The organism is Thermomonas paludicola (genome assembly GCF_024498955.1).
GTDB lineage: Bacteria > Pseudomonadota > Gammaproteobacteria > Xanthomonadales > Xanthomonadaceae > Thermomonas > Thermomonas paludicola.
Genome location: NZ_CP093311.1, coordinates 818225 through 844577, shown reverse-complemented (window position 1 = coordinate 844577; position 26353 = coordinate 818225). Strand labels below are relative to the sequence as shown.

The 26353-nt window shown below is 66.5% G+C and carries 30 protein-coding genes, 2 tRNA genes and 1 riboswitch; of the genes, 13 read left to right on the top strand and 19 right to left on the bottom strand.

Annotation, left to right across the window (positions count from 1 at the left end; all coding sequences use genetic code 11):
• The first annotated feature begins 98 nt into the window (after window positions 1–98).
• Both LIW09_RS04075 and LIW09_RS04070 read left to right on the top strand, forming a co-directional pair.
• Window positions 99–965: an ABC transporter permease subunit gene (locus tag LIW09_RS04075; RefSeq protein ID WP_256647140.1), complete on the top strand. Its 867-nt coding sequence runs from the start codon at window positions 99–101 to the stop codon at window positions 963–965.
• Window positions 962–1768 carry an ABC transporter permease subunit gene (locus LIW09_RS04070; RefSeq protein WP_256646686.1) on the top strand — a complete coding sequence of 269 codons (807 nt, stop codon included), beginning with the start codon at window positions 962–964 and terminating at the stop codon, window positions 1766–1768. The genes LIW09_RS04075 and LIW09_RS04070 overlap by 4 nt, the downstream gene beginning before the upstream one ends.
• A 26-nt stretch (window positions 1769–1794) precedes the next feature.
• On the opposite strand, the gene rlmKL is transcribed toward LIW09_RS04070, so the two are convergent.
• Window positions 1795–3924, bottom strand: coding sequence for a bifunctional 23S rRNA (guanine(2069)-N(7))-methyltransferase RlmK/23S rRNA (guanine(2445)-N(2))-methyltransferase RlmL (gene rlmKL, locus LIW09_RS04065; protein ID WP_256646685.1), 2130 nt, complete (start codon window positions 3922–3924; stop codon window positions 1795–1797).
• A 52-nt stretch (window positions 3925–3976) separates the two neighbouring features.
• Window positions 3977–4501, bottom strand: a complete 525-nt coding sequence (locus tag LIW09_RS04060) for a hypothetical protein (protein WP_256646684.1) — start codon at window positions 4499–4501, stop codon at window positions 3977–3979.
• A gap of 22 nt (window positions 4502–4523) precedes the next feature.
• On the opposite strand from LIW09_RS04060, the gene LIW09_RS04055 reads away from it, so the two are divergent.
• From LIW09_RS04055 to LIW09_RS04045, 3 genes are read left to right on the top strand one after another with little or no spacing between them, the layout of a single operon-like run.
• Window positions 4524–5132 (top strand): N-acetylmuramoyl-L-alanine amidase, encoded by a 609-nt coding sequence (locus LIW09_RS04055; protein ID WP_256646683.1) that lies wholly within the window; start codon window positions 4524–4526, stop codon window positions 5130–5132.
• Window positions 5129–6004: an acyl-CoA thioesterase II gene (tesB, locus tag LIW09_RS04050; RefSeq protein WP_256646682.1), complete on the top strand. Its 876-nt coding sequence runs from the start codon at window positions 5129–5131 to the stop codon at window positions 6002–6004. The genes LIW09_RS04055 and tesB overlap by 4 nt, the downstream gene beginning before the upstream one ends.
• Window positions 6001–6819: a hypothetical protein gene (locus LIW09_RS04045; RefSeq protein ID WP_256646681.1), complete on the top strand. Its 819-nt coding sequence runs from the start codon at window positions 6001–6003 to the stop codon at window positions 6817–6819. The genes tesB and LIW09_RS04045 overlap by 4 nt, the downstream gene beginning before the upstream one ends.
• A gap of 54 nt (window positions 6820–6873) precedes the next feature.
• Here the strand turns inward: LIW09_RS04045 and LIW09_RS04040 are convergent, their stop codons facing one another.
• Window positions 6874–7458 carry an EF-hand domain-containing protein gene (locus tag LIW09_RS04040; RefSeq protein WP_256646680.1) on the bottom strand — a complete coding sequence of 195 codons (585 nt, stop codon included), beginning with the start codon at window positions 7456–7458 and terminating at the stop codon, window positions 6874–6876.
• 107 nt (window positions 7459–7565) lie between these two features.
• Between LIW09_RS04040 and LIW09_RS04035 the strand changes: the two genes are divergently transcribed.
• Complete coding sequence (locus tag LIW09_RS04035) at window positions 7566–8288, top strand: arginyltransferase (protein WP_256646679.1); 723 nt, start codon at window positions 7566–7568, stop codon at window positions 8286–8288.
• 16 nt (window positions 8289–8304) lie between these two features.
• Here LIW09_RS04035 and LIW09_RS04030 read toward each other — a convergent pair whose 3' ends face one another.
• Window positions 8305–8658, bottom strand: a complete 354-nt coding sequence (locus LIW09_RS04030; RefSeq protein ID WP_256646678.1) for a hypothetical protein — start codon at window positions 8656–8658, stop codon at window positions 8305–8307.
• Window positions 8659–8741: 83 nt separating this feature from the next.
• On the opposite strand from LIW09_RS04030, the gene LIW09_RS04025 reads away from it, so the two are divergent.
• The 7 genes from LIW09_RS04025 to LIW09_RS03995 all read left to right on the top strand — a co-directional run bounded on the left by LIW09_RS04025 (window position 8742) and on the right by LIW09_RS03995 (window position 13876).
• Entirely contained in the window at window positions 8742–9653 is a 912-nt protein-coding gene (locus LIW09_RS04025) for a hypothetical protein (RefSeq protein WP_256646677.1), read from the top strand.
• 94 nt (window positions 9654–9747) lie between these two features.
• Entirely contained in the window at window positions 9748–10632 is an 885-nt protein-coding gene (locus LIW09_RS04020; protein ID WP_256646676.1) for an SPFH domain-containing protein, read from the top strand.
• A 97-nt stretch (window positions 10633–10729) separates the two neighbouring features.
• Complete coding sequence (locus tag LIW09_RS04015; protein ID WP_256646675.1) at window positions 10730–10939, top strand: type II toxin-antitoxin system antitoxin; 210 nt, start codon at window positions 10730–10732, stop codon at window positions 10937–10939.
• Window positions 10936–11106: a DUF4177 domain-containing protein gene (locus LIW09_RS04010; protein ID WP_256646674.1), complete on the top strand. Its 171-nt coding sequence runs from the start codon at window positions 10936–10938 to the stop codon at window positions 11104–11106. The genes LIW09_RS04015 and LIW09_RS04010 overlap by 4 nt, the downstream gene beginning before the upstream one ends.
• Before the next feature lies 1 nt (window position 11107).
• Window positions 11108–12427, top strand: coding sequence for an alpha/beta hydrolase (locus LIW09_RS04005; RefSeq protein WP_256646673.1), 1320 nt, complete (start codon window positions 11108–11110; stop codon window positions 12425–12427).
• A 24-nt stretch (window positions 12428–12451) separates the two neighbouring features.
• Window positions 12452–13027: a hypothetical protein gene (locus LIW09_RS04000; protein ID WP_256646672.1), complete on the top strand. Its 576-nt coding sequence runs from the start codon at window positions 12452–12454 to the stop codon at window positions 13025–13027.
• A 30-nt stretch (window positions 13028–13057) separates the two neighbouring features.
• The gene (locus LIW09_RS03995; protein WP_256646671.1) at window positions 13058–13876 is read left to right on the top strand and encodes a M15 family metallopeptidase; all 819 of its coding nucleotides are present in this window, start codon (window positions 13058–13060) and stop codon (window positions 13874–13876) included.
• A 9-nt stretch (window positions 13877–13885) separates the two neighbouring features.
• On the opposite strand, the gene rfbD is transcribed toward LIW09_RS03995, so the two are convergent.
• From rfbD to LIW09_RS03920, 15 genes are all read right to left on the bottom strand, one after another.
• Window positions 13886–14776, bottom strand: coding sequence for a dTDP-4-dehydrorhamnose reductase (rfbD, locus tag LIW09_RS03990; RefSeq protein WP_256646670.1), 891 nt, complete (start codon window positions 14774–14776; stop codon window positions 13886–13888).
• Window positions 14773–15333, bottom strand: a complete 561-nt coding sequence (rfbC, locus tag LIW09_RS03985; RefSeq protein WP_256646669.1) for a dTDP-4-dehydrorhamnose 3,5-epimerase — start codon at window positions 15331–15333, stop codon at window positions 14773–14775. Before rfbC ends, rfbD begins: the two co-directional genes overlap by 4 nt.
• Window positions 15330–16217, bottom strand: coding sequence for a glucose-1-phosphate thymidylyltransferase RfbA (gene rfbA / locus LIW09_RS03980; protein ID WP_256646668.1), 888 nt, complete (start codon window positions 16215–16217; stop codon window positions 15330–15332). Before rfbA ends, rfbC begins: the two co-directional genes overlap by 4 nt.
• Window positions 16218–16336: 119 nt before the next feature.
• A complete protein-coding gene (rfbB, locus tag LIW09_RS03975) occupies window positions 16337–17392 on the bottom strand; it encodes a dTDP-glucose 4,6-dehydratase (RefSeq protein ID WP_256646667.1) in 1056 nt (351 codons plus the stop codon).
• 118 nt (window positions 17393–17510) lie between these two features.
• A tRNA-Pro gene (locus LIW09_RS03970) sits at window positions 17511–17587 on the bottom strand.
• Window positions 17588–17637: 50 nt separating this feature from the next.
• A complete protein-coding gene (locus tag LIW09_RS03965) occupies window positions 17638–17994 on the bottom strand; it encodes a MerR family transcriptional regulator (protein WP_256646666.1) in 357 nt (118 codons plus the stop codon).
• Window positions 17987–18289, bottom strand: coding sequence for an integration host factor subunit alpha (locus LIW09_RS03960; RefSeq protein ID WP_256646665.1), 303 nt, complete (start codon window positions 18287–18289; stop codon window positions 17987–17989). The genes LIW09_RS03965 and LIW09_RS03960 overlap by 8 nt, the downstream gene beginning before the upstream one ends.
• Window positions 18290–18301: 12 nt before the next feature.
• A complete protein-coding gene (pheT, locus tag LIW09_RS03955; protein ID WP_256646664.1) occupies window positions 18302–20686 on the bottom strand; it encodes a phenylalanine--tRNA ligase subunit beta in 2385 nt (794 codons plus the stop codon).
• A gap of 9 nt (window positions 20687–20695) precedes the next feature.
• On the bottom strand, window positions 20696–21706 hold the full coding sequence (pheS, locus tag LIW09_RS03950) for a phenylalanine--tRNA ligase subunit alpha (RefSeq protein ID WP_256646663.1): 1011 nt from the start codon (window positions 21704–21706) through the stop codon (window positions 20696–20698).
• 161 nt (window positions 21707–21867) lie between these two features.
• Window positions 21868–22227: a 50S ribosomal protein L20 gene (gene rplT / locus LIW09_RS03945; RefSeq protein ID WP_256646662.1), complete on the bottom strand. Its 360-nt coding sequence runs from the start codon at window positions 22225–22227 to the stop codon at window positions 21868–21870.
• 11 nt (window positions 22228–22238) lie between these two features.
• Window positions 22239–22436 carry a 50S ribosomal protein L35 gene (rpmI, locus tag LIW09_RS03940; RefSeq protein ID WP_027083463.1) on the bottom strand — a complete coding sequence of 66 codons (198 nt, stop codon included), beginning with the start codon at window positions 22434–22436 and terminating at the stop codon, window positions 22239–22241.
• 262 nt (window positions 22437–22698) lie between these two features.
• Window positions 22699–23223 (bottom strand): translation initiation factor IF-3, encoded by a 525-nt coding sequence (infC, locus tag LIW09_RS03935; RefSeq protein ID WP_256647139.1) that lies wholly within the window; start codon window positions 23221–23223, stop codon window positions 22699–22701.
• Window positions 23224–23303: 80 nt separating this feature from the next.
• On the bottom strand, window positions 23304–25205 hold the full coding sequence (gene thrS, locus LIW09_RS03930) for a threonine--tRNA ligase (RefSeq protein WP_256646661.1): 1902 nt from the start codon (window positions 25203–25205) through the stop codon (window positions 23304–23306).
• A 179-nt stretch (window positions 25206–25384) separates the two neighbouring features.
• Window positions 25385–25459: transfer RNA gene (locus tag LIW09_RS03925), tRNA-Val, on the bottom strand.
• A gap of 128 nt (window positions 25460–25587) precedes the next feature.
• On the bottom strand, window positions 25588–26166 hold the full coding sequence (locus LIW09_RS03920; RefSeq protein WP_256646660.1) for a TMEM165/GDT1 family protein: 579 nt from the start codon (window positions 26164–26166) through the stop codon (window positions 25588–25590).
• A 4-nt stretch (window positions 26167–26170) separates the two neighbouring features.
• Window positions 26171–26345, bottom strand: a riboswitch (yybP-ykoY riboswitch).
• Window positions 26346–26353: the final 8 nt, after the last annotated feature.

Below are 26353 nucleotides of genomic sequence, written 5' to 3'. Positions count from 1 at the left end.
GGTCCCTGCTGTGGGCCGACGTCGTTCGCAACCTGTTCGGCTGGTTTCGCGCGGTCGGCAGCGAATTCCGCACCCGCCGCGGGCGCTTCGCCGTCACCATGCTGCCGATGCTGTGGCTGCTGCTGTTCTTCGCGGTGCCGTTCCTGATCGTGCTGAAGATCAGCTTCGCCGAAGCGGTGTTCGGGCAGGCGCCGCCCTACACGCCGCTGCTGGAACAGGCCGCCGACGGCGCCGCCAGCCTGCGCCTGCACGCCGGCAGCTACGCGCTGCTGTTGCAGGACCCGCTGTACATCGCCGCCTACCTGAAGTCGCTGCTGTTTGCCGGCGTCTCCACGCTGTGCTGCCTGCTGCTGGGCTACCCCATCGCCTACGGCATCGCGCGCGCGCGCCCGGTGTGGCGGATGCTGCTGCTGGTGCTGGTAATCCTGCCGTTCTGGACCAGCTCACTGCTGCGCACCTACGCGATGATCGGCATGCTCAAGGCCAACGGCGTGCTGACCGGCGCGCTGGCCGCCGCCGGCCTGATCGAACCCGGCACCGCGATCCTGCACACCGACCTCGCCGTGTACATCGGCATCGTCTACAACTACCTGCCTTTCATGATCCTGCCGCTCACCGCCACCCTGATGCGGCTGGACTTCGGCCTGCTGGAAGCGGCGGCCGACCTGGGCGCGAAGCCGTGGCAGGCGTTCCTGCGGGTGACCCTGCCGCTGTCGATGCCGGGCATCATCGCCGGCGCGCTGCTGGTGTTCATCCCGGCGGTGGGCGAATTCGTGATCCCCGACATCCTCGGCGGCCCCGACGCATTGACCATCGGCCGCGTGCTGTGGACCGAGTTCTTCACCAACCGCGACTGGCCGCTGGCCGCCGCCGTGGCGGTCGCCATGCTGCTGATGCTGGTGATCCCCACCTTGCTGTTCGAATACGTGGAAAACCGCCGCGAGCGCAGCGAGGCGCAGGCATGACACGGCGCAACTGGGGCCTGTGGGCGGCGATGGCGGTGGGCTACGCGCTGCTGTACGTGCCCATCGTCTCGATGATCGTGTACTCGTTCAGCGCCTCGCGCATGGCCACGGTCTGGGCCGGCTTTTCCACCCGCTGGTACGTGTCGCTGTTTGCCAACGAACAGATCATGCAGGCGCTGGCGCGCAGCCTGACCATTGCCGCGGTGGCCGCCAGCGCCGCCACCGTGCTGGGCACCGCCTGCGGATTGGCGCTCTCGCGCTTTGGCCGCTTCCCCGGGCGCGGCCTGCTCAGCCTGATGAACTCCGCGCCGATGGTGATGCCGGACGTGATGCTGGGCCTGTCCTCGCTGCTGCTGTTCGTGACCTTGCAGCAGGCCTTGGGCTGGCCGGAGCGCGGCATGGGCACCATTGCCATCGCCCACATCACCCTGACCACCTGCTACGTGACCGTGGTGGTGCGCTCGCGCATGGCCGCGCTGGACGACAGCCTCGAAGAAGCCGCGATGGACCTGGGCGCACGCCCGTGGCGCGTGTTCTGGCTCATCACGCTGCCGCTGATTTCACCTGCACTGCTAGCCGGCTGGCTGCTGGCCTTCACCCTGTCGCTAGACGACCTGGTGATCGCCAGCTTCACCTCCGGTCCCGGCGCCAGCACCCTGCCGATGCTGATCTATTCCAAGGTCAAGCTGGGCGTGACGCCGGAGATCAATGCGCTGGCGACGTTGATCGTCACCGTGGTCGCGATTGGCGTGGTGGTGGCGGGGGTGGTGATGCATCGGCGCGAGCGCAACCTCGCGCCATGACGGCACCGTGACGGCACTGCGGCGCCTCAGCGCCGCGTCAGCTGCCAGGCGCGGTGGATGCGGGCGTTGCGGGCGAAGTCCGGCGGAATGGTGGAGGCGCTGATGTCTTCGATACGCGCCACTTCCGCCAGCGTCGCCTCGTCCAGCTTGAAGCGGCGGAAGTTGTTGCTGAAGTACAGCGCGCCGCCCGGCGCCAGCCGCGCCACCGCCGCACGCAGCAGGCGCACGTGGTCGCGCTGCACGTCGAAGTCGTTGGCGCGTTTGGAATTGGAGAAGGTGGGCGGGTCGCAGAAGATCACGTCGTATTCGCCGTCGTCGGCTTCCAGCCATTTCAGCGCATCGGCCTGCGCGATGCGGTGGCGGGTGCCGCCGATGCCGTTGCCGCGCAGGTTGTCGGCCAGCCATTCCAGATAGGTGGCCGACAGATCGATGCTGGTGGTCTCCGCCGCGCCCTGCACCGCCGCCTGCACGGTGGCGACGCCGGTGTAGCAGAACAGGTTGAGGAAGCGCTTGCCGCGCGACTCCAGCGCCATCCGCGCGCGCAGCGGGCGGTGGTCGAGGAACAGGCCGGTGTCAAGGTAGTCGAACAGGTTGACCTGCAGCTTCGCCGCGCCTTCTTCCACCGTGAGGAACTGCCCGCGGTGGTCGAAGTGGCCGTATTTGGAGCCACCCTTGCCGGTGCTGCGGGTCTTTACCGCCACCCGTTCACGCGGCAGGGCGAACACCTCGCGCACCGCCAGCAGCAGGTCGGCCAGGCGCTTGCGGGTAGTGGCCTCCGGGATCTCGGTGGGCGCGGCGTATTCCTGCACGTGCAGCCAGGTTTCGCCTTCGACCGTCGTGTAGACATCGACGGCGCAGGCGTATTCGGGGATGTCGGCGTCGTAGGCGCGGAAGCAGCTGACCTGTTCCTGCTGCCGCCAGCGCGCCAGCTTGTCGAGGTTCTTGCGCAGGCGGTTGGCGACCATCTGCGCGCCTTCCGGCAGCGCGCGCTTTTCAGTGGCGTCACGCTGCGGCGGCGCGATGGGATCCACCGCAATCAGGCTGCATTCGATCGGGCCGTTGAACAGCTGGTAGCTCTTTTTTGCACGAAGGCCGGTGGCGCGCGCCAGCTCCGCATCGCCGCACAGCAAGGCGGCGCGCCAGTTCGGCACGGCCCGTCTCAAGGCGTCGCCCAGCGCGCGATACAGCGCGGGATCGGCCGCCAGCCGCGCATCGTAGGGCGGGTTGCAGGCCACCACGCCAAGCGGATTCTGCTGCACCGGCAGGGTGACGATGTCGTGCACCGCGAAGCCGATGACATCCTCCACTCCCGCCGCCTGCGCGTTTTCACGCGCCGCGCGAATCGCGTGCGGGTCGATGTCGCTGCCGTGAAAACATGGCCGCAGCCTGGCGCGGCCGCGCGCCTCGCGCTCGATGGCCTCCACCTGCAGCGCCTTCCATGCCGGCAAGTCGAACCCCGGCCAGCACGTGGGCGGCAAATCGCCATGCCGGCGCAGGCCAGGGGCCACGTCGGCCGCCATCAGCGCGCCTTCGATCAACAAGGTGCCGCTGCCGCACATGGGGTCGAGCAGGTCGCCGCCCTCGGCATAGACCTGCGGCCAGCCGCCGCGCAGCAGGACGGCGGCGGCCACGGTTTCCTTCAGCGGTGCTTCGCCCTGCACCTGCCGCCAGCCGCGCCGGTGCATCGGCCCGCCGGACAGGTCGATCGACAACAGCGCACGGCCCTTGCGCAGAACCAGGCTGATGCGGACATCCGGGCGCTCGACATCCACGTCCGGACGTGCGCCGGTCTGCCCGCGCAGGGTATCGACGATGGCGTCCTTGACCCGCTGCGCGGCGTAGCGCGCATGGGTAATGGCACTGCCGGACACGTGCGCGTCCACGGCGATGCTGTGGCCCGCACCCACATGCTGCGTCCAATCCACGGCAGCGCAACCGGAGTACAGGGCGTGCTCGTCGGCGCAGTCGAATTCGGCAATCGGCCACAGGATCCGGCTGGCCAGGCGCGACCACAGGATTGCGCGCTGCGCATCGACCAGCTCGCCCTCCACGTTGGCGCCGGCCATCGTGGCGGTCACGCGCGCGCAGCCGAGCTGCGTCAACTCGTCGGTCAACAGGTATTCCAGACCTTTGCCGCAGGATGCGAAAAATTTCAAATCAGCCTCGGGGTATGTGGTGCGTCCGTCCCGCGAAGGCAGGCGCAATGATTCAAAGTGTGGCCAGCAGCTGCGCGAATGCGTCTGCGGATGCCGCCACATGATCCGACAGCCGGTGCGAATCATCCACCAGCAGCAACCGCGCACCATGCAATCCCGCCCATTCGAACACCTGCGCGGCGGGAATCAGCTCGTCATGCCAGCCATGGATGATGGAGATCGGCACGCGCGCGGCGGGCATCGGCGGCGCGCCTTCCATCACCACCGGCGGCGCCATCAGGAACAGCCCGGCCACCGGCAGCTGCAGCGACACCTGGCCGCTGATGTAGGCGCCCAGGCTGGAACCGGCCAGCACCAGCGGGCCACGCGCGGACGCGGCCTGCGCGAGCGCCAGCAGGCGGGCGATGCGTGCGGGCACGTCGCCCAGCGGCGTCACCCCGCGTTTGGCGTCGAGATCGGTGTAGTCCGGGCGTTCGTGGGTCCAGCCCAGTCGCTGGGCGGCGTCCGCCAGCGCGGTGACCTTGGTGGCGTCGGGGCCGCTTTCGAAGCCGTGCGACAGGATGCAATGTCCTTTCATGGGTGAATGCTAGCATCGGCGCATGCCGGCACCCGCGATCCAACACCACCCGCTGCCCTATGTGGACTTGCTGGCGGCACGCCCGCCAGCCGACATCGACACCGTGGTGATCCACTGCACCGAGCTGCCGGACCTGGCCACCGCGCGCGCGTATGGCGAGCGCATCCTCTACGCCTCGGGCACCGGCAACAGCGGCCATTACTACATCGACCGCGACGGCCGCATCGAGGAATACGTGCCGGCAGACCGCACGGCCCACCACACCCACGGCTGGAACGCACGTAGCATCGGCATCGAACTGGTCAACACCGGGCGCTTCCCGCACTGGCTGGACTCCCGCCACCAGGCGATGGACGAGCCCTACACAGATGCCCAGATCGCGGCCCTGATGGCGCTGCTGGACGCCCTGCGCAAGCGCCTTCCGGCACTGACCCAGATCGCCGGCCACGAGGACCTGGACCTGGGCGACATCGAGGCCAGCGACGATCCCGCGCTGCGCGTGCGCCGCAAGCGCGACCCCGGCCCCCTGTTCCCATGGCCACGGGTGCTGGACGCCATCCCGCTGCACCGGCTCCAGCCCCCCTGCGATTCACCGTCGGCACTGGAGGGGAGCCTTATACTTCGCGCATGAATGCGCCCGTTTCCGCACTGATCGAACTGCTCTCGCTGGAGCGCCTGGAAGACCATCTGTTTCGAGGCCAGAGCCGCGACATCGGCACCAAATACGTGTTCGGCGGGCAGGTGCTGGGGCAAGCGCTGTCGGCCGCGCAGGCCACCTTGACCCAGCCCCGCGCGGCACATTCGCTGCACGCCTATTTCCTGCGCGCCGGCAATATCGAAGCGCCGATCGTCTATGACGTGGACTGCACCCGCGACGGCGGCAGTTTTTCGGTGCGCCGGGTCACCGCGATCCAGCACGGCAAGGTGATCTTCTTCTGCGCAGCCTCGTTCCAGGACGAAGAAACCGGCGCCGAACACCAGCTGTCGATGCCGGAGGTCCCCAAGCCGGAAGACCTGGAACCGGCGCCTGCGATCCCCGCGGAACAGCTGGCGAAGCTGCCGATCAAGGTGCAGCGCTGGCTGGACCAGCAAGGCCCGTTCGAATTCCGCCACGTGTATCCGCGCGATGAGCTCAAGCCACCCAAACGCCCGCCGTTCCAGCAAGTCTGGTTCCGCCTGACCGAGCGGGTCGGCGATGCCCCCGAACTGCACCGTGCGCTGCTGGCCTACGCCAGCGATTTCCACCTGCTCGGCACCGCCACCTTCCCGCACGGCGTCAGCTACTACCAGCCGAACGTGTTGATGGCGTCGCTGGATCACGCGCTGTGGTTCCATCGCCCGTTCCGCGCCGACGAATGGCTGCTGTATTCCATCGACAGCCCCAGCGCGCAGGGCGGGCGCGGGTTGGCGCGCGGGCAGGTATTCGACCGCAGCGGGCGCCTGGTGGCCAGCACCGCGCAGGAAGGCCTGATCCGCGTCCTGCCCGATGGGGCCGCGGCATGAGAAAGGTTTTTTCCAGCCCCCGCCTGGAAAACGTGGAAGCCGTGGCCAACATGCTGCGCGGGGAAGGCATCGACGTGAAGATCGAACATGGCCGCAGCTATCGCGGCCATCGTCGCGGCAATTTCAGCTATGACACGCGCAATGCGCCCAAGCAGATCCCGGCGGTGTGGATCGTCCGCGCCGAGGATCAGCCGCGCGGCCGCCAGCTGTTGCGCGACATGGGGCTGCTGGAAAGCACCCGTGAGGGCTGGGCCGGCCACCTGCCCGGCAAGCCGCCTGGCAACGCGCCTGCAGCAGCCGGTTTCTGGAACCGGAATCGGCACCGGATCCGCTTCGGGCTGTTGCTGCTGATTGCCGCGGGCGTCGCCCTGATCGCGTTCAGCACGCGCAGGAAGACCCCCGACGTCGCCACCGCAACACCCGCGGCGGCGGCCACCTCGCGCGAACACGCCGCAACGCCGATGCTGGAAGCGATTTCCGACGTGCAAGTGCATCGCGTGGCCACGCCCACTGCACTCGTCAGGCTGCTGGTAGCCGAGGCACTGGGCAACCGCAAGCCTGCCGTGGCCTGCCTGGAAGTGGATGGCAAGGACCCCGCGCCCGCGCTGCTGCAAACGCTGCAAACGGGCGGATCGACGCGCCTGTATCCCGCATCCACCTGCCCCGCGCACGGCGCATTTGCCATTGCCGTCCACGACTACCTGACCGATGGCAGCGGCAGCGGCCAGGTGCAACTGGATCTGGACGTGGAGGATTCGCAGCTGGTGGACGTCGAACGCCACGGCAGGACCTGGCGGGTATTGCGCCGGCACTGAGCCGGAAACGACAACGGCCCGCATCGCTGCGGGCCGCCGGGGGTGGACATGCCGTCATTTCTTCGGCGGCAACGGCCCCGGATTGCCTCCGTTGCCCGGCCTGCGGTCGCCCATTCCGCCGCGATGCATGCCGCACGCGTCGCCCATCTTGTCGAACTCGGCGCGGCTGAGCTGGCCGTTCTTGTCGGCATCCGCCTTGGCGAAGCACTCCGCGCGCTTGCTCGCCATTCGCGCCTGCATGTCGGCGCGGTCGACGTAACCATCCTTGTTCACATCCATCTGCTCGAAGCGCTGCGCAAAGTCGCCCTTGCCGGCCTGCGCTTCGGCCTTGCTGATGCGCCCGTCGTGGTCGGTGTCCAGGTCCTTCATCCAACCATGCTTCCGCATGCCCTCGCCCTGGTGCATGCCGGCGTGGCGCATCGGCAGCTCATCGCCGCTCAGCTTGCCGTCCTTGTCGGCATCCAACTGGTCGAACTTCCCCGCAAGCCGCGGAAACGCCGCAGCCTCGGCCTTGGTAATCACGCCGTCACCGTTGGCATCGGGATTGCCGGGCTTCTGCGCAGCAGACTGCGCGATGGCCAGGGCGGAGGTCAGGGCAGCCGAAACCGCCAGCGTCAACAACAGCATCTTCTTCATCATCTCGTCTCCACCCGGCACCGTGCGGGCATGTCCGAGAAAACGCGCGGCATTGCGTGCGGTTGACGCGGCGCCCTGCTCCCGGCTGAACGTGGCGCTATCCTTCGACCATGGGCAACGATGCCGACAACCTGCGCATGTTCCACACCGCCACGCATCCCTGCGGTTATTGGCATGACCGCGAGGCGCGCGACCTGGTGCTGGACCCGCGCGACCCGCGCCTGCCGGAGTTTTATCCGTTGGCGCTGCAATGGGGCTTCCGTCGCTCCGGCGACATCGTCTATCGCCCCAGTTGCGCTGGCTGCCGCGCCTGCGTGCCGGTGCGCATCCCCGTGGCGGAGTTCGTGCCCAACCGCAGCCAGCGCCGCTGCCTGTCACGCAACGGCGATCTTCAAACCCATATCGTTGCGCCCACCTGCACCGACGAATACCTGGCGCTGTACCGGAGATACCTGGGCGCGCGCCATTCTGGCGGCGGCATGGATGACCACGGCACGCACGAATTCGAACAATTCCTGATCGGCTCCTGGAACCAGGGACGCTTCCTCGAACTGCGTGAAACCGGCAGCCACCGCCTGCTGGCGGTCGCGGTCACCGACCTGCTGCCCGACGCCCTATCGGCGGTCTATACCTTCTACGACCCCGAACAAAGCGCGCGCGGGCTGGGCACGCTGGGCGTGCTGAAGCAACTCGAATGGGCGCGCCGCGACCACTACGCGCACCTGTACCTGGGCTACTGGATCGAAGGCCACCCGAAGATGCACTACAAACATCGCTTCCAGCCACTGGAGGCGTTCAACGGGCGCGGTTGGCAGGCGCTGCTGCCGGGCTAGAACCGCACCATCGCCATCAGGCCTTCGGCGATGCCGCAGGCTCGCCTTCAGCCACCTGCTGCCCCATCCCCGGCTCCAGCATCACCGGCGCGGGGCGGTTGCGGTCGTAGAACCCGAACTCGGCGTCACTGTGTGCCGACACGATCATGCGCACCATGCTGCCGGGCACCATCAACTCCAGCTCGATGCTGCGCCCCTCTGGGTTGCGGCCCTCGAGGGTCATTTCGATGAATGCCCCGGCCGTATCCACCTCGCGGCACCCAATGAACGGGCCAGCGGCTCCCGTCTGCAGGTAGGGTTTGATGGCATCGCCCAACACATCCAGCGCGGGCGGGAACAGGAAGACGGCATAGCCATTGGTATCGCTCATGCGTGGAGTTTGCCACGGCTGCACCGCAGGCACACGCACACGCACAGGTTCACCTCCGGCACCGCCCATGCGATCCTTGCGCGATGCCTCCCCGCCCCTCCCTGCGGCTGTTGCTGCCTGCCGCGCTGCTGCTGTGCATGGTTGCGTGTTCACCACCGCAGCTGCCGTTTGCGCGGCTGGCCGGGCTGGTCAGCAACCGGCAGCTGGACGAAATCAGCGGCCTGGCCGCGTCGCATGCGCACGAGGACGTGCTGTGGGCGCACAACGACAGCGGCAATCCTGCGCGCCTGTATGCCATCAGCCTGCGCGGCCGTTTGCTGGCGCGTTTCGATGTAGTGGGCGCGAAAAACATCGACTGGGAAGACCTGGCCAGCTTCACTCTCGACGGCAGGCATTACCTGCTGCTGGCCGATACCGGCGACAACGCCGGACGGCGCGGTGATTTCGTCCTGCACGTGTTTGAAGAGCCCGCCGCGCTGGTGGACGGCACGCTGAAGCCGGCGTGGTCGATCCGCGCCCGCTGGCCGGACGGCCCGCGCGATTGCGAAGCGGTGGCGGTGGACGCCAGTGCCGGCCAGGTGCTGTTGATTTCGAAGAAGCGCGTGCCGCCCGAGCTGTTTTCGCTGCCGCTGGCCGACCCGCATGGCGCCATTCGCGAAGCACGCCGCGTCGGCCGCCTGGAAGGCGTGCCGCAGGTCGGCGCCGAACTCAAGCGCAAGGATCCGCAGCTGGCCTCGCTGTTTTCGCAAGTGACCGCCGCCGACATCTCCCCCGACCGCCACACGCTGGCGGTGTTGACCTATGGCAGCGTGCTGTTTTACCGGCGCAACGACGGAGAACGCTGGCCAGAGGCCGTGGCGCGTGCGCCCGAGGCGCACGACGTCCCGCCGATTCCACAGGCCGAGGCGCTGGCGTGGAGCGCGGGCGGCGCCGGCCTGTACGCCAGCGGAGAGTTCAGCCCGGCGCCGATTTTCTATCTGGTGCCACAGCAATAAGCGCCCGCGGCGGCAACCGTTCGTCGGGGAAGACTTGCCATATCTGATATCAATTTGATATCAATATATCCACACCTGTCCAATGAGCACTGCCATGAAAGAGAACCCGCTTCGTTCGCTCCCCGGCATTCCCTTCCTGCTGGCGATGGTGTTGAGCGCTGCCGCCGGTGTGTGGTTGCTGGTCACCGGCATCGGCCCGGACACAGGCAATACCGGCCCCGCATCGGTGGGCGGCATCTTCGGTGGCTTGGCCATGCTCATGCTGGTCTTCTTCAGCTTGACCGGCCTGTACACCGTGCAGCCCAACCAGTCGGCGGTGCTCAGCCTGTTCGGCAAATACGTCGGCACCGTGCACGAGAACGGCCTGCGCTGGAACAACCCCTTCTTTGCCAAGAAGAAGATCAGCCAGCGCGTGCGCAACTTCGAAAGCGGCAAGCTCAAGGTCAACGAACTGGGCGGCAGCCCGATCGAGATCGCCGCGGTGATCGTGTGGCAGGTCGTGGATTCCGCCGAAGCGGTTTACAACGTCGATGACTACGAGAGCTTCGTGCATATCCAGTCCGAGTCGGCGCTGCGCACGATGGCCACCAGCTATCCCTACGACCAGCACGAAGATGGCCAGGTCGCCCTGCGCAGCCATGCCGCCGAGGTATCGCAGCACCTGCGCGACGAACTGGGCGAACGGCTGGCCGACGCCGGCGTGCGGGTCCTGGATGCACGCATCAGCCATCTCGCCTACGCGCCGGAAATCGCGCAGGCGATGCTGCAGCGCCAGCAGGCAGACGCCATCATCGCCGCGCGCACGCGGATCGTGGCCGGCGCGGTGGGCATGGTGGAAATGGCGCTGGCCGAACTGCAGAAAAACAACGTCGTGCAGCTGGATGACGAGCGCAAGGCGGCGATGGTCAGCAACCTGCTGGTGGTGCTGTGCGGCGAGCGCAGCACCCAACCCATCGTCAACGCCGGCACCTTGTACTGAGGCCCGCGCCATGACACCCGCATCCGGCGCAGTCGTTGTCGCGATCATCATCGCCGTCACCCTTGCCGCCCGCCGGCGGCGCGGCAAGTGATCCGACATGTCTGAGAAGAAGGCCTATCCGCTGCGCATCAACGCCGACGTGCTGGCGGCGGCGCAACGCTGGGCCGATGACGAACTCCGCAGCCTCAATGCGCAGATCGAATACGTGCTGCGCGACGCCCTGCGCAAGGCTGGCCGGCTGGCCGCACAGGGCACTTCCAAACAGCAGCCGAAGGCCGGCAACAGCACACCGGAGATCGAAGGATGAATACACGCTGGCTTTACAAGGTGGTGGTGGTCAAACCGCAATTCCTCGGGCCGAAGCCCGAGATCGTCGAAAGCACGCTTGCCTCGCTCGGCCTGCAGGGTTGGGAATTGGTGTCGGTGGTGCAACTCGGCATGAACGTCAATCTCTATTTGAAGAAGGAAGCCTGACATGCGCCGCACGATACTCTCCGCGTTCCTGGCAGCCTCGCTCTCGCTGGCCACTGGCGCGGGTGCCCAGACCACCGACCCCAAGGCCCTCGCCACGCAGACGCTGGACCTGCTCGACGCCGGCAACTACGCCAAGGCCGAGACCCTGTTCGGCGCGCAAATGGCCGCAGCCGTGCCGGAGGACAAGCTGAAAGCGGTGTGGGAATCGCTGCCGGCGCAGGTGGGCAAACTCCAGGGGCGCGGCGACGCGGCAGTGTCTGCGCAAGGTGGCGCCACGCTGGTGCAGATCCCGCTGCATTACGAAAAAGCCGAGCTGGTGGCGAAGTTCGCCATCGACAGCGACGGCAAGGTCGTGGGTTTCCTGATCCAGCCCGCGCAAGCTGCGGCAACCATGCCTGCCCCTGCCCTGGCCAGCGACGCCAACTTCAGCGAACGCGATTTTGCCGTTGGCGAAAGCGGCCGTGCGTTGCCCGGCACGCTGTCGATGCCGAACGGGAATGGACCATTCCCGGCGGTGGTGCTGGTACATGGCTCCGGCCCCCAGGATCGTGACGAAAGCATCGGCGCCAACAAGCCCTTCCTCGACATCGCGCGCGGCCTCGCCGCGCAGGGCATCGCCGTCCTGCGTTATGAAAAGCGCACCAAGGCGCGCCCGCAGGACTTTGCCAGCGGCGACTTCGGCGTGGATGACGAAACCACCAACGACGCCGTGCTGGCGGTCGATGCGCTGCGCAAGACCGAAGGCATCGACCCCAAGCGCGTGTTCGTGCTCGGCCACAGCCAGGGCGGGCTGATGGGGCCGCGCATCGCCGCGGTGTCTGGACACGTGGCCGGGCTGGTGCTGCTGGCCGCCCCGTCGCGCCCGCTGCTGGACATCCTGATCGAACAGAATCGGCGCCTCGCCGTCCTCGATGACGGCAAGATCAGCGACGCCGAGCGTGCCGCCATCAACGCGCTGGTCGAGCAGGTGCGCATCACCCGCGACCCACGCACCGCCCCTTCCACAGCAACCGTGATGGGCCAACCGGCAGGTTACTGGCGCAGTATCGACGGCGTGGACCCGGTGGCCGAAGCGCAGAAGGTCAAGCTGCCGATGCTGTTGCTGCAAGGTGGGCGCGATATCCAGGTGGTGGATGCCGACTGGCAGAACTGGCGCGACGCCTTCCACGGCAATCCCAAGGTCGCGTTCAAGCTGTATGAAACGCTCAACCACCTCGGCATCGCCGGCGAAGGCGAAGGCAGCCTCGCGGAATACGGCACGCCGGGCCATGTGGATGCAACGCTGATCCACGATGTCGCCAGCTGGGTCAAGGCCCACTAAGCTCCAACGCCACCGGACATGCGCATGCCAACCCACCGCCGCCAGACAGACGCCAGCTTCGAGGTCACGCCACCGCCCGGGTATGCGACGGCGTTCCTGGTGCTGTCGGTCGGCGTGCTCCCGGTTCTGATCGTCGCCGGCATGATGCTGACCGGCCGCATGAACGGTGCCGGCCTGGTTCGATTCCTGCCGGTCCTGGGCATCGTGTTCCTGCTGCTGTGCTTCCTGCTGCTCGCGATGAAACGGCGTTCGGTCGCCCTTGCCGGCGGCGTGCTGGACGTGCGCGCTGCCCTGTATCGCGAGCGCACGCCAGCGGCCGCCATGGATCTTGCGCGGGCGCGCATCGTCGACCTCGCCGATCACACCGAGTTGCGCCCGTTCATCAAGACCAACGGCATGTCCGTGCCCGGCTTCAACGCCGGGCACTTTCGCCTGCGCGGAAAATTGAACAAGGCGTTCTGCCTGATCACGGATCGCCATCGCGTGCTGTGGCTGCCGCTGAACAATGGCAGCGATCACCTGCTGCTCAGCCTGGAACGCCCGCAGGCGTTGCTGGAGGCACTGCAAGCAGCCGTCGGGGATCCGGCCCCGCGCGAATAAGCGCGTTGTGGCTGCGCTAAGCTTGGCCGCATGCCGCGCTTGCCATCCTTGTTGCTGAAATCTGCCCTGCTCAATACGCCCGACATCGAGGTCTGGCCTGCCGACCTGCTGCGTGCGCGCAGCAATGCCCACGCACGCCTGTTGTCGCGCGCGTCGCATGTCCTGCGGCGCAAGCGGGACGGCGCCTTCCTCACCGCCGCCACGGCCGACGGCTTGCACCCGCTGATGCCGACTGCTGCACGCGAACCCGGCAGCGATGCGGCACGGCACGCCCTGGCCGCCCGACCCGTGCATCTGCGCAACGGCGTGGAGCATGTCGGCGTGCTGCCGCTGCATCGATTGCACGAACGGCTGGACTCGCTCGGGCTGGACGCGGATGGCTACGCCGCGCGCACCGGTCTCGATCGGGTCGCCGAACCCGGCTGGCTGGCCTTCGCCGGTTTCGACCGCTATCGGCGGGCGCTGTGGCTGCGCATCGACGCTGCCCGCGCCTGGCTGCGGCTGCGCGACGCCGCCCTGCGCGACGGCATCGTGCTGGAGGCGATCTCCGGCTACCGCAGCCACGACTATCAGTTGGGCATCTTCGAGCGAAAACGCGCGCATGGCATGACCATCGACGCGATCCTGCAGGTCAACGCCGCGCCCGGATTCTCCGAGCATCATTCCGGCCTGGCGCTGGATCTCGGCGCGCCGGGCGAACCGCCGGCCGAGGAATCGTTCGAGGCGACGCCGGCCTTTGCCTGGCTGCAGGCCAATGCCGGGACGCATGGATTTGCCATGAGCTACCCGCGCGACAACCCGCACGGCATCGTGTACGAGCCCTGGCATTGGCGCTTCTCACCGGCGTGACGCGTTGGTTCAACGCGTGGCGGCAAGCTCGCGCAGCGTGGCGCGCAAGCCGTCGCGCCAGTCCGGCGGCACGATGCCGAAATCGCGGCGCAGCTTGGCGGTGTCCAGCACCGAATACGCGGGGCGCCGTGCCGGCGTGGGGTAATCGGCTGCAGGGATCGCCAACACGCTTGGGTTGCGCGCCAGCAACCCCAGCGCCTGCGCCTCATCGAAAATCGCGCCGGCAAACCCATGCCAGCTGACGTGGCCGGCAGCGGTCAAATTCCAGATGCCAGTGTCCGCCACGCCTTGCCCGATGATCTGCGCGCTGGCATCGGCGATCCACGCCGCCGGCGTGGGCGCGCCGATTTGATCCACCACCACGCGCAGTGCGTCGCGCTCGCCCGCAAGGCGCAGCATGCTGCGCATGAAATTGTTGCCGTGCGCCGCATACACCCACGCCGCGCGCAGGATCGCGTGGCGCGCGCCGCTGGCGCGGACCGCGTCCTCGCCGGCCAGCTTGCTGGCGCCGTACACGCCCAGCGGCGCGGTGGCGTCGTCCTCGCGATACGGACGCGAGGCGCTGCCATCGAACACGTAGTCGGTGGAGAAATGCAGCAGCAGCGCACCGGTCGCCGCGCAGGCCTGGGCGATGGCGCCCGGTGCCCGCGCGTTGACCCGGAACGCGGCGTCGGGCTCGCTTTCGGCACGGTCCACCGCGGTGTAGGCGGCGGCATTGACCACCACGTCGGGGGCGATGCGCCGCACCAGTTCGCCCAGCGCATCGGGCGCGTCGAAATCGGCTGCGGGCTCGCCGTCGCCCCCCTCGCGCGTCGCCACCACCAGCTCGCCCAGCGCCGGCAGCGTGCGCCGCAGTTCGCGCCCGACCTGACCGTTGCCGCCCAGCAGCAGCAACCTCATGCGGCGTACTGCGGCAGGCGTTCCGCCGCGATGTCGGCCAGCAGCGGCGCGGCCGCGTCCTTGGCGGAAAGCGACACCTCCGCCAGCGGCCAGTCGATGGCCAGCCGTGGATCGTCCCAGCGCAGCGAATTTTCGCTGCCCCGGTCGTAGGGCGCGGTGCACAGATAGGTGACCAATGCCGTGTCGCTGAGCACCAGGAACCCGTGGGCGAAACCTTCCGGGGTCCAGAAATGGCGCTTGTTGTCGGCGCTCAGGACCGCAGCCGCATGCTGGCCGAAGGTGGGCGAGCCGCGCCGGATGTCCACCGCCACGTCGTATACCTCGCCCTCCAGCACGTTGACCAGCTTGCCCTGTGCATGCTCCGGCCACTGGTAGTGCAGCCCACGCAAGACGCCACGCCGTGACCGCGAGACGTTGTGCTGGACGAACTGCATGGGCAAGCCGTGTTCGGCGAAGCGCGCGGCATTCCAGCTTTCGTAGAAGAACCCGCGCTCATCGGCATGCACGGCGGGCTCGATCACCACGCAGCCCGGCAGCCGCGTTTCGATCCGCTTCATGCGCTCCGGCCCTGTTCCAGCAATCCGAGCAGGTATTGGCCGTAACCGTTCTTGGCCAGCGGCGCAGCCAGCGCCTGCAGCTTCGCTGCGTCGATCCAGCCATTCAAGAACGCGATTTCCTCCGGGCAGCAGACCCGCAGCCCCTGCCGCTTTTCGATGGTCTCGATGAAGGTCGATGCCTCGACCAGCGACTCGTGGGTGCCGGTATCCAACCACGCATAACCGCGCCCCATTTTCTCGAGGTGCAGCGCGCCGCTTTCGAGATAGCAGCGGTTGAGGTCGGTGATCTCCAGCTCACCACGCGCCGATGGTTTCAACCCCGCGGCAAATTCACTGGCACGCCCGTCGTAGAAATAGAGCCCGGTCACGGCGTAGTTCGACTTCGGCTTTTCCGGCTTCTCTTCCAACCCGACCACCGTGCCGCCGGCATCGAATTCAGCGACACCGTAGCGTTCGGGATCGCGCACCCAATAGCCGAACACGCTTGCACCTTGCTCGCGCGCATCGGCGCGGCGCAGGAGCCTGGTGAAACCGTCGCCGTAATAAATGTTGTCGCCCAGCACCAGGCAGCTCGGGCCGCCGGCAAGGAAGTCGCGGCCGATCAGCAACGCCTGCGCCAATCCGTCCGGGCTGGGCTGTACCGCGTATTCGATCCGCATGCCCCACTGCGAACCATCGCCCAGCAGGCGTTTGAACAGGTCCTGTTCGTGCGGCGTATTGATGACCAGGACGTCACGGATGCCCGCCAGCATCAGCACGCTGAGCGGGTAATAGATCATCGGCTTGTCGTACACCGGCAGCAGCTGTTTGCTGATCGCCTGCGTGATCGGATACAGCCGGGTGCCGGAGCCGCCGGCGAGGATGATGCCTTTGCGTTGTGTCATATCCGTTTATCCGTCTTTCTGCCCGCCATCCCCGCGAAGGCGGGGATCCGGCTCTTGCGTTCTTCCCGACCGGCATCAAAAGCTGGATTCCCGCCTGCGCGGGAATGACGGCATCGCCTTCATGCCGACGTCCCGATGCGTTCCAGTCGATAGGAACCGTCCAGCACGCGGTTTACCCAGTCCTGGTTGGCCAGGTACCAATCCACGGTTTCCGCGATGCCCTTTTCGAAACTGTACGCCGGCTCCCAGCCCAGCTCGTCGCGCAGCTTGCTGGCGTCGATGGCGTAGCGGCGGTCGTGGCCGGGGCGATCGGCGACGAAGGCGATCTGCGATTCGCGCGGCCGGCCATCCTCGCGCGGGCGACGCTGGTCAAGCAGGGCGCAAATCGCGCGAACCACGTCGATGTTCCGCATCTCCGCGTTGCCGCCGACGTTGTAGGTCTCGCCGACCCGGCCCTTGTCCAGCACGGTGCGGATCGCCGCGCAGTGATCGCTCACGAACAGCCAGTCGCGCACCTGCCTGCCATCGCCATACACCGGCAGCGGCTCGCCGGCCAGCGCCTTGGCGATCACCAGCGGAATGAGCTTTTCGGGGAAGTGGTACGGGCCATAGTTGTTGCTGCAGTTGGTGGTCAGCACCGGCAGCCCGTAGGTGTGGTGGAAGGCGCGCACCAGGTGGTCGGAGGCGGCCTTGGACGCCGAATACGGCGAGTTCGGCGCGTACGGCGTGGTCTCGGTAAACAGGCCGGTCTCGCCCAGCGTGCCGTAGACCTCGTCGGTGGAGACGTGCAGGAAACGAAAGGCGTCCTTCGCCTCGTCCTGCAGCGACTTCCAGTGGTCGCGCACCGATTCCAGCAGCGCCAGCGTGCCGACCACGTTGGTCTGGATGAACGCCGCAGGGCCATCGATGGAACGATCCACGTGGCTCTCGGCGGCGAAGTTCAGCACCGCCTGCGGCTGGTATTCGGCCAACAGACGCGCCACCAGCGCGCGGTCGCCGATGTCGCCATGCACGAACACGTGGTTAGGATCGCCCTCGATCGAAGCCAGGGTGTCGCGGTTGCCGGCATAGGTCAGCGCGTCCAGGTTCAGCACCTTGACGCCGCGCGCCACCGCCTCCAGCACGAAGTTGCCGCCAATGAATCCGGCACCGCCGGTGACCAGCCAAGTTGCCATGTGTTCCTCCACGCACGCACCTCCATTTGCAGTCGCCGCAATTATGCGGCCCAGAACGCGAAAACCCCGCCTTGCGGCAGGGTCTTGCATGCGTTCCCGGGTTGAGCCGGAACGGAATTGGTCGGGGTAGCCGGATTTGAACCGACGACCACTTGTCCCCCAGACAAGTGCGCTACCAGGCTGCGCTATACCCCGATGTGGCCGGCGATTATAGCCGATGCCGGCCGTGCTTTCACGAAGAACGATCAGCGGCGCAGGATCTGCAGGACTTCTTCCAGCTCGGTGCGCACCTGGCGGACGATCTGGTTGCTGAGCGCCGATTCCTGCTTCGCGCCATCGCCTTCCAGGCGCAGGCGCGCGCCGCCGATGGTATAGCCCTGTTCGTACAGCAGGCTGCGGATCTGGCGCACCATCAGCACGTCGTGGCGCTGGTAGTAGCGGCGGTTGCCACGACGCTTGGACGGCTCCAGGCTGGGGAATTCGGTTTCCCAATAACGCAGCACGTGCGGCTTGACGTCGCACAGCTCGCTGACTTCACCGATGGTGAAGTAGCGCTTGGCGGGAATCGGCGGAAGTTCGCGGTTGCTGCCGGGGTCAAGCATGAACGTCCCCGGCGAATGCTTCCACGCGTTCCTTCAACTTCTGCCCGGGACGGAACGTCACCACGGTGCGCGCGGTGATCGGGATTTCTTGCCCGGTCTTGGGATTGCGGCCAGGCCGCGGGTTTTTCCGCCGCAGGTCGAAATTGCCGAAGCCCGACAGCTTCACCTGTCGTCCCTGTTCCAATGCCTGACGCAGGGCATCGAAAAAGGCATCGACGAATTCCTTCGCCTCGCGCTTGTTCAGCCCCACGTCCTCGTAAATCCGTTCCGCCATTTCCGCCTTGGTCAAGGCCATTGCCGCCCCCTGTCAGCGCCGAATGACCGCGCCGTGTTCACTGCCCAGCGCGGCCATCACCTCGGCCACCACGGCATCCACATCGCGGTCTATCAGGGTGCGGGAATCGTCCTGCAAAATCAAGCCCATAGCCAAACTCTTGAAACCCGATTCCACGCCTTTGCCGGCGTATCGGTCAAACAGGTGCAACTCGCGCAGCAGGCTGCCGGCGGCCACGGCCACCGACGCGCGCAGCGCCGCCCAGGACACCGCCTCCGGCACCACCACGGCAAGATCGCGACGCACCGACGGGAAGCGCGACTGCGCAGACGCGCGCGGCAGCGGACGCGCCAGCAACGCATCGAGCTCCAGTTCGAATCCGTACATCTCGGCATCCACCCCCATCGCCTGTTGCAGGCGCGGATGCAGCTGCCCGATCCAGCCGATGCACGTGGCGTCGCCTGCTTCGTTCAGGCGATACACGTCGGCAGAACGTCCGGGATGCGCGAATGCATGCGCCGAGGCGCGATAGTCGAGCCGCGCGCCGGCAAGCCCGGCAAGGCTGTCCAGATCGCCGCGGATGTCATGGAAGTCCAGCGCGCGCGCGGCAACGCCCCACTGTTCGGCATTCGCATCGCCGCAGGCCACCGCAGCAATGCGGCGGGTTTCCAGCGGCGCATCGGTCGTTGCCGCGAACGTGCGGCCGAGTTCGAACAGGCGCACGCGCGATTGCTGCCTTGCCACGTTGCGCGCCAGCGCTGCGGCAAGGCCTGGCAGCAGGCGCGTGCGCATCACGCCGAGTTCGGCGCTGAGCGGATTGGCCAGCGCGACGCCGCCATCGGCAAGCTGCCATTGCGCCAGCAGTGCGGCATCCACGAACGCGTAATTGATCGCCTCCAGATAATCGCGTGCCACCAATTGCTGGCGCGCATCGTGCTCGCTGCTGCGGGTTTCGCTGGCTGCGACCAGACGCGCCGCACCGCCCGGCAAGGTGGTGGGGATGGCGTCGTAGCCGTGGATGCGGGCGATTTCCTCGATCAGATCCTCCTCGATCGCAAGATCGAAGCGGCGCGCCGGCGGCGTCACCCTCCACCCATCCTCCACGGCTTCCACTGCAAGCCCCAACGCCTTGAGGATGCGCGCAACCTCGGCATCATCCACCTGCGTGCCCAGCACCCGCGCCAACCGCGTGCGACGCAGGGCGATGGCGCACGGCTGCGGCAGGTGCTGCGGCAGCGCGGCTTCAATCACCGGGCCGGGCGCGCCGCCAGCGATGGCGTGCACCAATCGGGTGGCGTATTCGATGGCGATGCGCGGCAGCTCCGGATCCACGCCGCGTTCGAAGCGATGACCCGCGTCGGTATGCAAGCCCAGCCGGCGACTGCGGCCGATGATCGCCGCCGGCGCGAAGTGCGCGGCTTCCAGCACCACGTTGCGCGTGGCCGCGCCCACCTTGGTATCGTCGCCGCCCATGATCCCGGCCAACCCGATCACGCGGTCGGCATCGGTGATCGCCAGGAACTGCGGATCCAGCGTTGCGCACTGCCCGTTCAACAGGATCAGGGTTTCACCAGCGCGCGCGGCGCGCACGCCCAGCGGGCCCTTGAGCAGGTCGCGATCATAGACATGCATCGGCTGGCCCAGTTCCAGCATCACGTACTGGGTGACATCCACCAGCAGACTGATCGGGCGCACGCCGCTGCGGCGCAGGCGTTCGGCCATCCACAGCGGCGTCTTCGCGGCAACCTCCACGCCCTCGATCACGCGGCACACGAAGCGTGGCGCGGCCGCATCGGCATGCAGCTCCACCGCCATCGCCGCGTCACAGGCCACCGGCATCGGCGCGGCATCGAGCGGCTCGACGTTACAACCGGTGGCCGCAGCGGCATCGAAGGCGATGCCGCGCACGCTGAAGCAATCAGCGCGGTTGGGCGTCAATTTCAGTTCGAAGGATGCGTCGGGCAGGCCAAGGTAGTCGGCCAGCGGGGTGCCGACCGGCGCGTCATCGGGCAGTTCCAGCAAGCCCGAGGCATCGGCATCGATGCCGAGCTCCTTGGCCGAGCACAGCATGCCGTTGGACTCGACGCCGCGCAGCCTGGCGGCCTTGATGGTGATGTCGCCGATCCGCGTGCCGATAGTCGCCAGCGGCGCGACCAGCCCCGCGCGCGCATTCGGCGCGCCGCAGACGATCTGCAGCGGCGCAGCAAGGCCGGCATCCACCTGGCAGACCTGCAGCTTGTCGGCCTGCGGGTGCTTTTCGGCGGACAGGATCCTTGCCACCACCACGCCGTCGAGCGCCTCGCCCAGCGGGGTCAGCGCTTCCACTTCCAGCCCGATGGCGGTCAGGGTGGCGGCCAGCTCCTCGCGCGTCGCGGTGGTCTTGACGTGCTGGCGCAGCCAGTTTTCGGAGAATTTCATCGCACTACCTCAGGCGAACTGGCGCAGGAAGCGCACGTCGTTGTCGAAGAAGGAACGCAGGTCATCCACGCCGTAGCGCAGCATGGCGAAGCGCTCGACGCCGAGGCCGAAGGCGAAGCCGGTGTACTTCTCCGGGTCGATGCCCACGCTCTTGAGTACGTTCGGATGCACCATTCCGCAGCCCAGCACCTCCAGCCAGCGGCTGCTGCCGTCGGCCTGCTGCCAGGCGATATCGACTTCCGCCGATGGCTCCGTGAACGGGAAATAGCTCGGGCGGAAGCGCATCTCGAAGTCGCGCTCGAAGAACGCGCGCACGAATTCCACCAGCGTGCCCTTGAGGTCGGCGAAGCTGGCGCGTTCGTCCACCAGCAGGCCTTCCACCTGGTGGAACATGGGCGTGTGGGTCTGGTCGGAGTCGCTGCGATAGACCTTGCCGGCCGCGATCATCCGCAGCGGCGGCTGCCCGCCACGCGCCAGCAGGTCCTGCATGTAGCGGATCTGCACGCCGGAGGTGTGGGTGCGCAACAGCCGGCCATCCGGGAAATAGAAGGTGTCGTGCATGGCGCGCGCCGGATGGTGCGGCGGGAAGTTCAACGCCTCGAAGTTGTGCCAGTCGTCCTCGATTTCGGGACCGTCGGCCAGTTCGTAACCCAGTCGCCCGAAAATATCGGTGATCCGCTCCAGCGTGCGGCTGACCGGATGCATGCCACCGCGCGCGGCGGCGCGCCCCGGCAGGGTGACGTCCACGGTTTCGCAGGCCAGCCGCGCAGCTAGCGCGGCGCTGTCCAGCGCGACCTTGCGCGCAGCAAGTGCTTCACCAATGGCATCGCGCGCGCGATTGATTGCCTCGCCCGCGGCTTTGCGCTGGTCGCCGGGCAGCGCGCCCAGTGCTTTCAGCTGAACGGTAATGCTGCCGGCTTTGCCGAGCAGCGCAACGCGCAATCCTTCCAGCGCGTCCGGCGATTCGCTCGCGGCGATATCCGCCAGCGCTTGCCTGGACAACAATTCGATGTCGCTCATGGCTGATCCACCCTTGTCAACACGCATCCGCACTCATTCACATCCGGCCCCTTTCCTGCACACGACAGCAGGGAGCCCAAAACACAAATGGGGAAGGACTTGCGCCCTTCCCCACGTGATGGCGGCCGAGGCCGCCGCTACAACTGCTGTGGAGTGACGGCTTACGCCGCCAAAGCGCCCTTGGCCTTTTCGGTCAGGGCCGCAAAACCCGCCGCGTCGTGCACGGCGATGTCCGCCAGCACCTTGCGGTCCAGGGTGATGCCGGCCTTCAGCAGGCCGTTCATGAAGCGGCTGTAGCTCAGGCCATTGGCGCGCGAAGCAGCATTGATACGCGCGATCCACAGGGTGCGGAAATGACGCTTCTTCTGCTTGCGGCCGATGTAGGCATACTGCAGAGCCTTGGTAACGGCCTGCTTGGCAACGCGGAAGACCTTGCGGCGTGCGTTGTAGTAGCCCTTGGCCTGCTTCAGGATTTTCTTGTGCCGACGGCGTGCCGTGACACCACGTTTGACTCGTGCCATTTCTTATCTCCTCACAAATACGGAAGCATGCGATCCAGACGGCCTGCATCCTCGGCACGGACATGGTTCGTCTGCCGCAGGTTGCGCTTCCGCTTGGTCGCTTTCTTGGTGAGGATGTGGCTCTTGTTGGCGTGGCCGCACTTGTACTTGCCGGAAGCGGTCTTCCGGAAGCGCTTGGCCGCCGCCCGATTGGTCTTGATCTTGGGCATTGGTGGGTGTCCTTGCGAAATCGACTAACTGGCCTGGGCGGCGGTCTTGCCTTGCGGCGCAACCACGCTTTCCATCCTGCCCGTACCGGTGATAAGCCTTTGATCCGGCAAAATGCCGAACCACGGCGGGTCCTGTGTTTACTGCAGTACGACAAACCCGGCGAACCGGGCCAGCCATTATGGCTGCCGCCCGCCGGGTTTGCAATCGCCTGCCCCGGGAAATCAGGGCGTCGGGTGCCGCTCCATCGAGAGCGGCAGCGCCCTACTTCTTTTTCGGCGCGATCATCATCACCATCTGCCGGCCTTCCAGGCGCGGGCGCGACTCGATGACGATGTCCTCGCCCAGATCCGCCTCGACCCGGGCCGCCATTTCGCGCCCCAGCTCCTGGTGGCTCATCTCGCGGCCACGGAAGCGGATGTTGACCTTGATCTTGTCGCCCTCGGCCAGGAATTCGCGCATCTTGCGCAGCTTGATCTGGTAGTCGCCCTCGTCCGTGACCGGACGGAACTTCACTTCCTTGATCTCGACCTGGCGGGTCTTCTTCTTGGCCTCGTTGGCCTTCTTCTGCAGTTCGAACTTGAACTTGCCGAAGTCCATGATCTTGCAGACCGGCGGATCCGCGTTGGGCTGGATCTCGACGAGATCGAGCGCTTCCTCTTCGGCCATGCGCAGCGCTTCGTCGCGCGACAGCACGCCGATCATCTCGCCGTCACTGCCGATGACGCGGACGCGCGGGACGCGGATTTCCTGGTTCCTGCGGTTCTGCTTCGTATCGGTGGTACTGATTGTGGCTATCTCCAAGGGTTGGCTTCACGAGGAAGCCGGATGACCGCCGATCCGGGAATCGGCGGCCAGCTAGAACAGGCTTAGTGGGCCTGTTCCTGACGCAAACGCGCGGCGAAGTCGGCAACGGACATACTACCGAGGTCTTCCCCACCCCGTGTGCGCACGGACAGCATGCCGTTTTCCTTCTCGCGATCCCCGACCACCAGCAGGTAAGGCACACGCTGCAGGGTGTGCTCGCGGATTTTATAGCCGATTTTTTCGTTCCGCAAATCGGAAACCACCCTGAATCCTTGATTGGCAAGGGTTTGTCGCGCCGCATCGACGGCATCGGCCTGGGCGTCGGTGATGTTCATCACCACCGCCTGTACCGGCGCCAGCCACGCCGGGAACTGGCCGGCATGGTGCTCGATCAGGATGCCGATGAAGCGCTCCATCGAGCCCACGATGGCGCGATGCAGCATCACCGGATGCTTGCGCTGGCTGTGCTCATCCACGTATTCGGCGCCCAGCCGACCCGGCATCATGAAGTCCACCTGCATGGTGCCCAGCTGCCAGGTGCGACCGATGGCGTCCTTCAGGTGGTACTCGATCTTCGGGCCGTAGAAGGCGCCTTCGCCAGGCAATTCCTCCCATTCCACCCCGGATGCGCGCAGCGCGGCGCGCAGGGCGTCCTCGGCCTTGTCCCAGGTGGCGTCGTCGCCCAACCGCGAGTCCGGACGCAGCGCGATCTTGATCTGGATGTCGCTGAAGCCGAAGTCCGAGTACACCTTCAGCGCCTGCGCGTGGAACGCACGCACCTCGGATTCGATCTGGCCCTCGGTGCAGAACACGTGGCCGTCGTCCTGGGTGAAGCCGCGCACGCGCAGGATGCCGTGCAGCGCGCCGGACGGTTCGTTGCGGTGGCAGGCGCCGAACTCGCCGTAGCGGATCGGCAGGTCACGGTAGCTGTGCAGGCCCTGGTTGAACACCTGCACGTGGCCGGGGCAGTTCATCGGTTTCAGCGCATAGGTGCGCTTCTCCGATTCGGTGAAGAACATGTTGTCCTTGTAATTGTCCCAGTGGCCGGACTTCTTCCACAGCTCGACATCGAGGATCTGCGGGCAGCGCACCTCGCCATAGCCGGTGTCGCGGTACACCTTGCGCATGTACTGCTCGACCGTCTGCCAGATGCTCCAGCCCTTCGGATGCCAGAACACCAGCCCCGGGCCTTCTTCCTGCAGGTGGAACAGGTCCTGCACCTTGGCGATCTTGCGGTGGTCGCGCTTTTCCGCTTCCTCGATCTGGTGCAGGTAAGTCTTGAGATCCTTGTCGTTCAACCACGCGGTGCCGTAGATGCGGCTGAGCATCTGGTTGTTGTGGTCGCCGCGCCAGTAGGCGCCGGCCACCTTCATCAGCTTGAACGCGCGCAGCCTGTCGGTGCCGGGCACGTGCGGGCCGCGGCACAGGTCGGTGAACTCACCCTGCGAATACAGCGAAAGCTCTTCGTTCGAAGGGATGCTTTCGATGATCTCGGCCTTGAAGGCCTCGCCCATGCCCTTGAAGAAGGCCACCGCGTCGTCGCGCGACTTCACGCTGCGACTGACCGGAAGCGCTTCCTTGACGATCTTCTGCATCTCCGCCTCGATGGCGGGCAGGTCTTCCGGCGTGAACGGGCGCTCGAAGGCAAAGTCGTAATAGAAGCCATTGTCGATCACCGGGCCGATGGTGACCTGCGCGCCGGGAAACAGGCGCTGCACGGCCTGTGCCAGCAGGTGCGCGGTGGAATGGCGCAGGATGTCCAGCGCCTCCGGCGACTTGTCGGTGACGATGGACAGCGCGGCGTCGCGGTCGATGACGTGACTGGCGTCGACCAGCCGGCCATCGACCTTGCCGGCCAGGGTGGCCTTGGCCAGGCCGGCGCCAATCGAAGCGGCGACGTCCTGCACCGAAATCGGGGATTCGAACTGGCGCTGGGAGCCGTCGGGAAGCGTGATCGAGATCATGGGTGCGGTTCCGGGAAACGAAAAAAGACGCCGAGGCGCCTTTCGATGATCCACAGTGAAGGGAGGGCGAATGCGTCGGCAGGAATCAGTGGTGGGCGCTGGTAGTGTCCATGTCGCACGCTCGGCCGGCGTTGCCGCGGGCCACCTGTCTCCGTTTCGTTGCCACGCCGCTTGCAGCGTGGTGGGCGGTACAGGGTTCGAACCTGTGACCCCTACCATGTCAAGGTAGTGCTCTACCGCTGAGCTAACCGCCCGATACCCCCGATTACGGGGCCGCGAATTATAGCCCGTGTCTTGAGCGAACGACAAGCGCCGCAATGAACCCGTGGAAGAATTGGTGCAATCCTCGCTGCAATCCTCCTGCCGCAGCGCTTGTACGACTTCAGAACCCGAAGCCCGAACCGACACCGAACAGAGTGGCGATGCCGAGTACGGCGAAGATGGCGGCGGCGACGCCATGCACCAGCCGCATCGGGATCTTGCCCGCCAGCCGATCGCCCACAAACACCGCCGGCACATCCGCAATCAGCATGCCAAGCGTGGTGCCGATGACCACCAACAGCGGTGTGCCGTAATGCGCGGCCATCGCAATGGTCGCGATTTGGGTTTTGTCGCCCATTTCGGCCAGAAAAAACGTGATGAGGGTTGCGCCGAACACACCGAACCGTTTGCCGAGATGGGTTTCCTCCTCCTCGATTTTGTCGGGAATCAACGTCCAAATCGCCATGCCGATGAACGACACGCCCAGCACCCAGCGCAGAATGTCCGGGCGCAGCGCGGCGGTGATCCATGCCCCCAGCGCACCAGCGAGGCCATGATTGACAAGGGTCGCCGCCAGAATGCCGAGGATGATCGGCAGCGGCTTTTTGAAGCGCGCCGCAAGCAAAAACGCGAGGAGTTGGGTCTTGTCACCAATTTCCGCCAGGGCGACAACACCGGTCGAGACAAAGAGTGCTTCCATAACTATTCCCTGGCTGGATGACAGACGATTGACCACGACGTATCCCCAGCCAAGTTGGAGGCGTTGTGGTCAAAGGTCTTGCCAAGCGCGGGAACCGCTGACGCCATGGCCTGCCGGCCAAGCATGTTGACGCCAGCCCCTTCGCGAGCGAAGGACAGCTACTCCCCAATGACCTGCGCAGTTTATC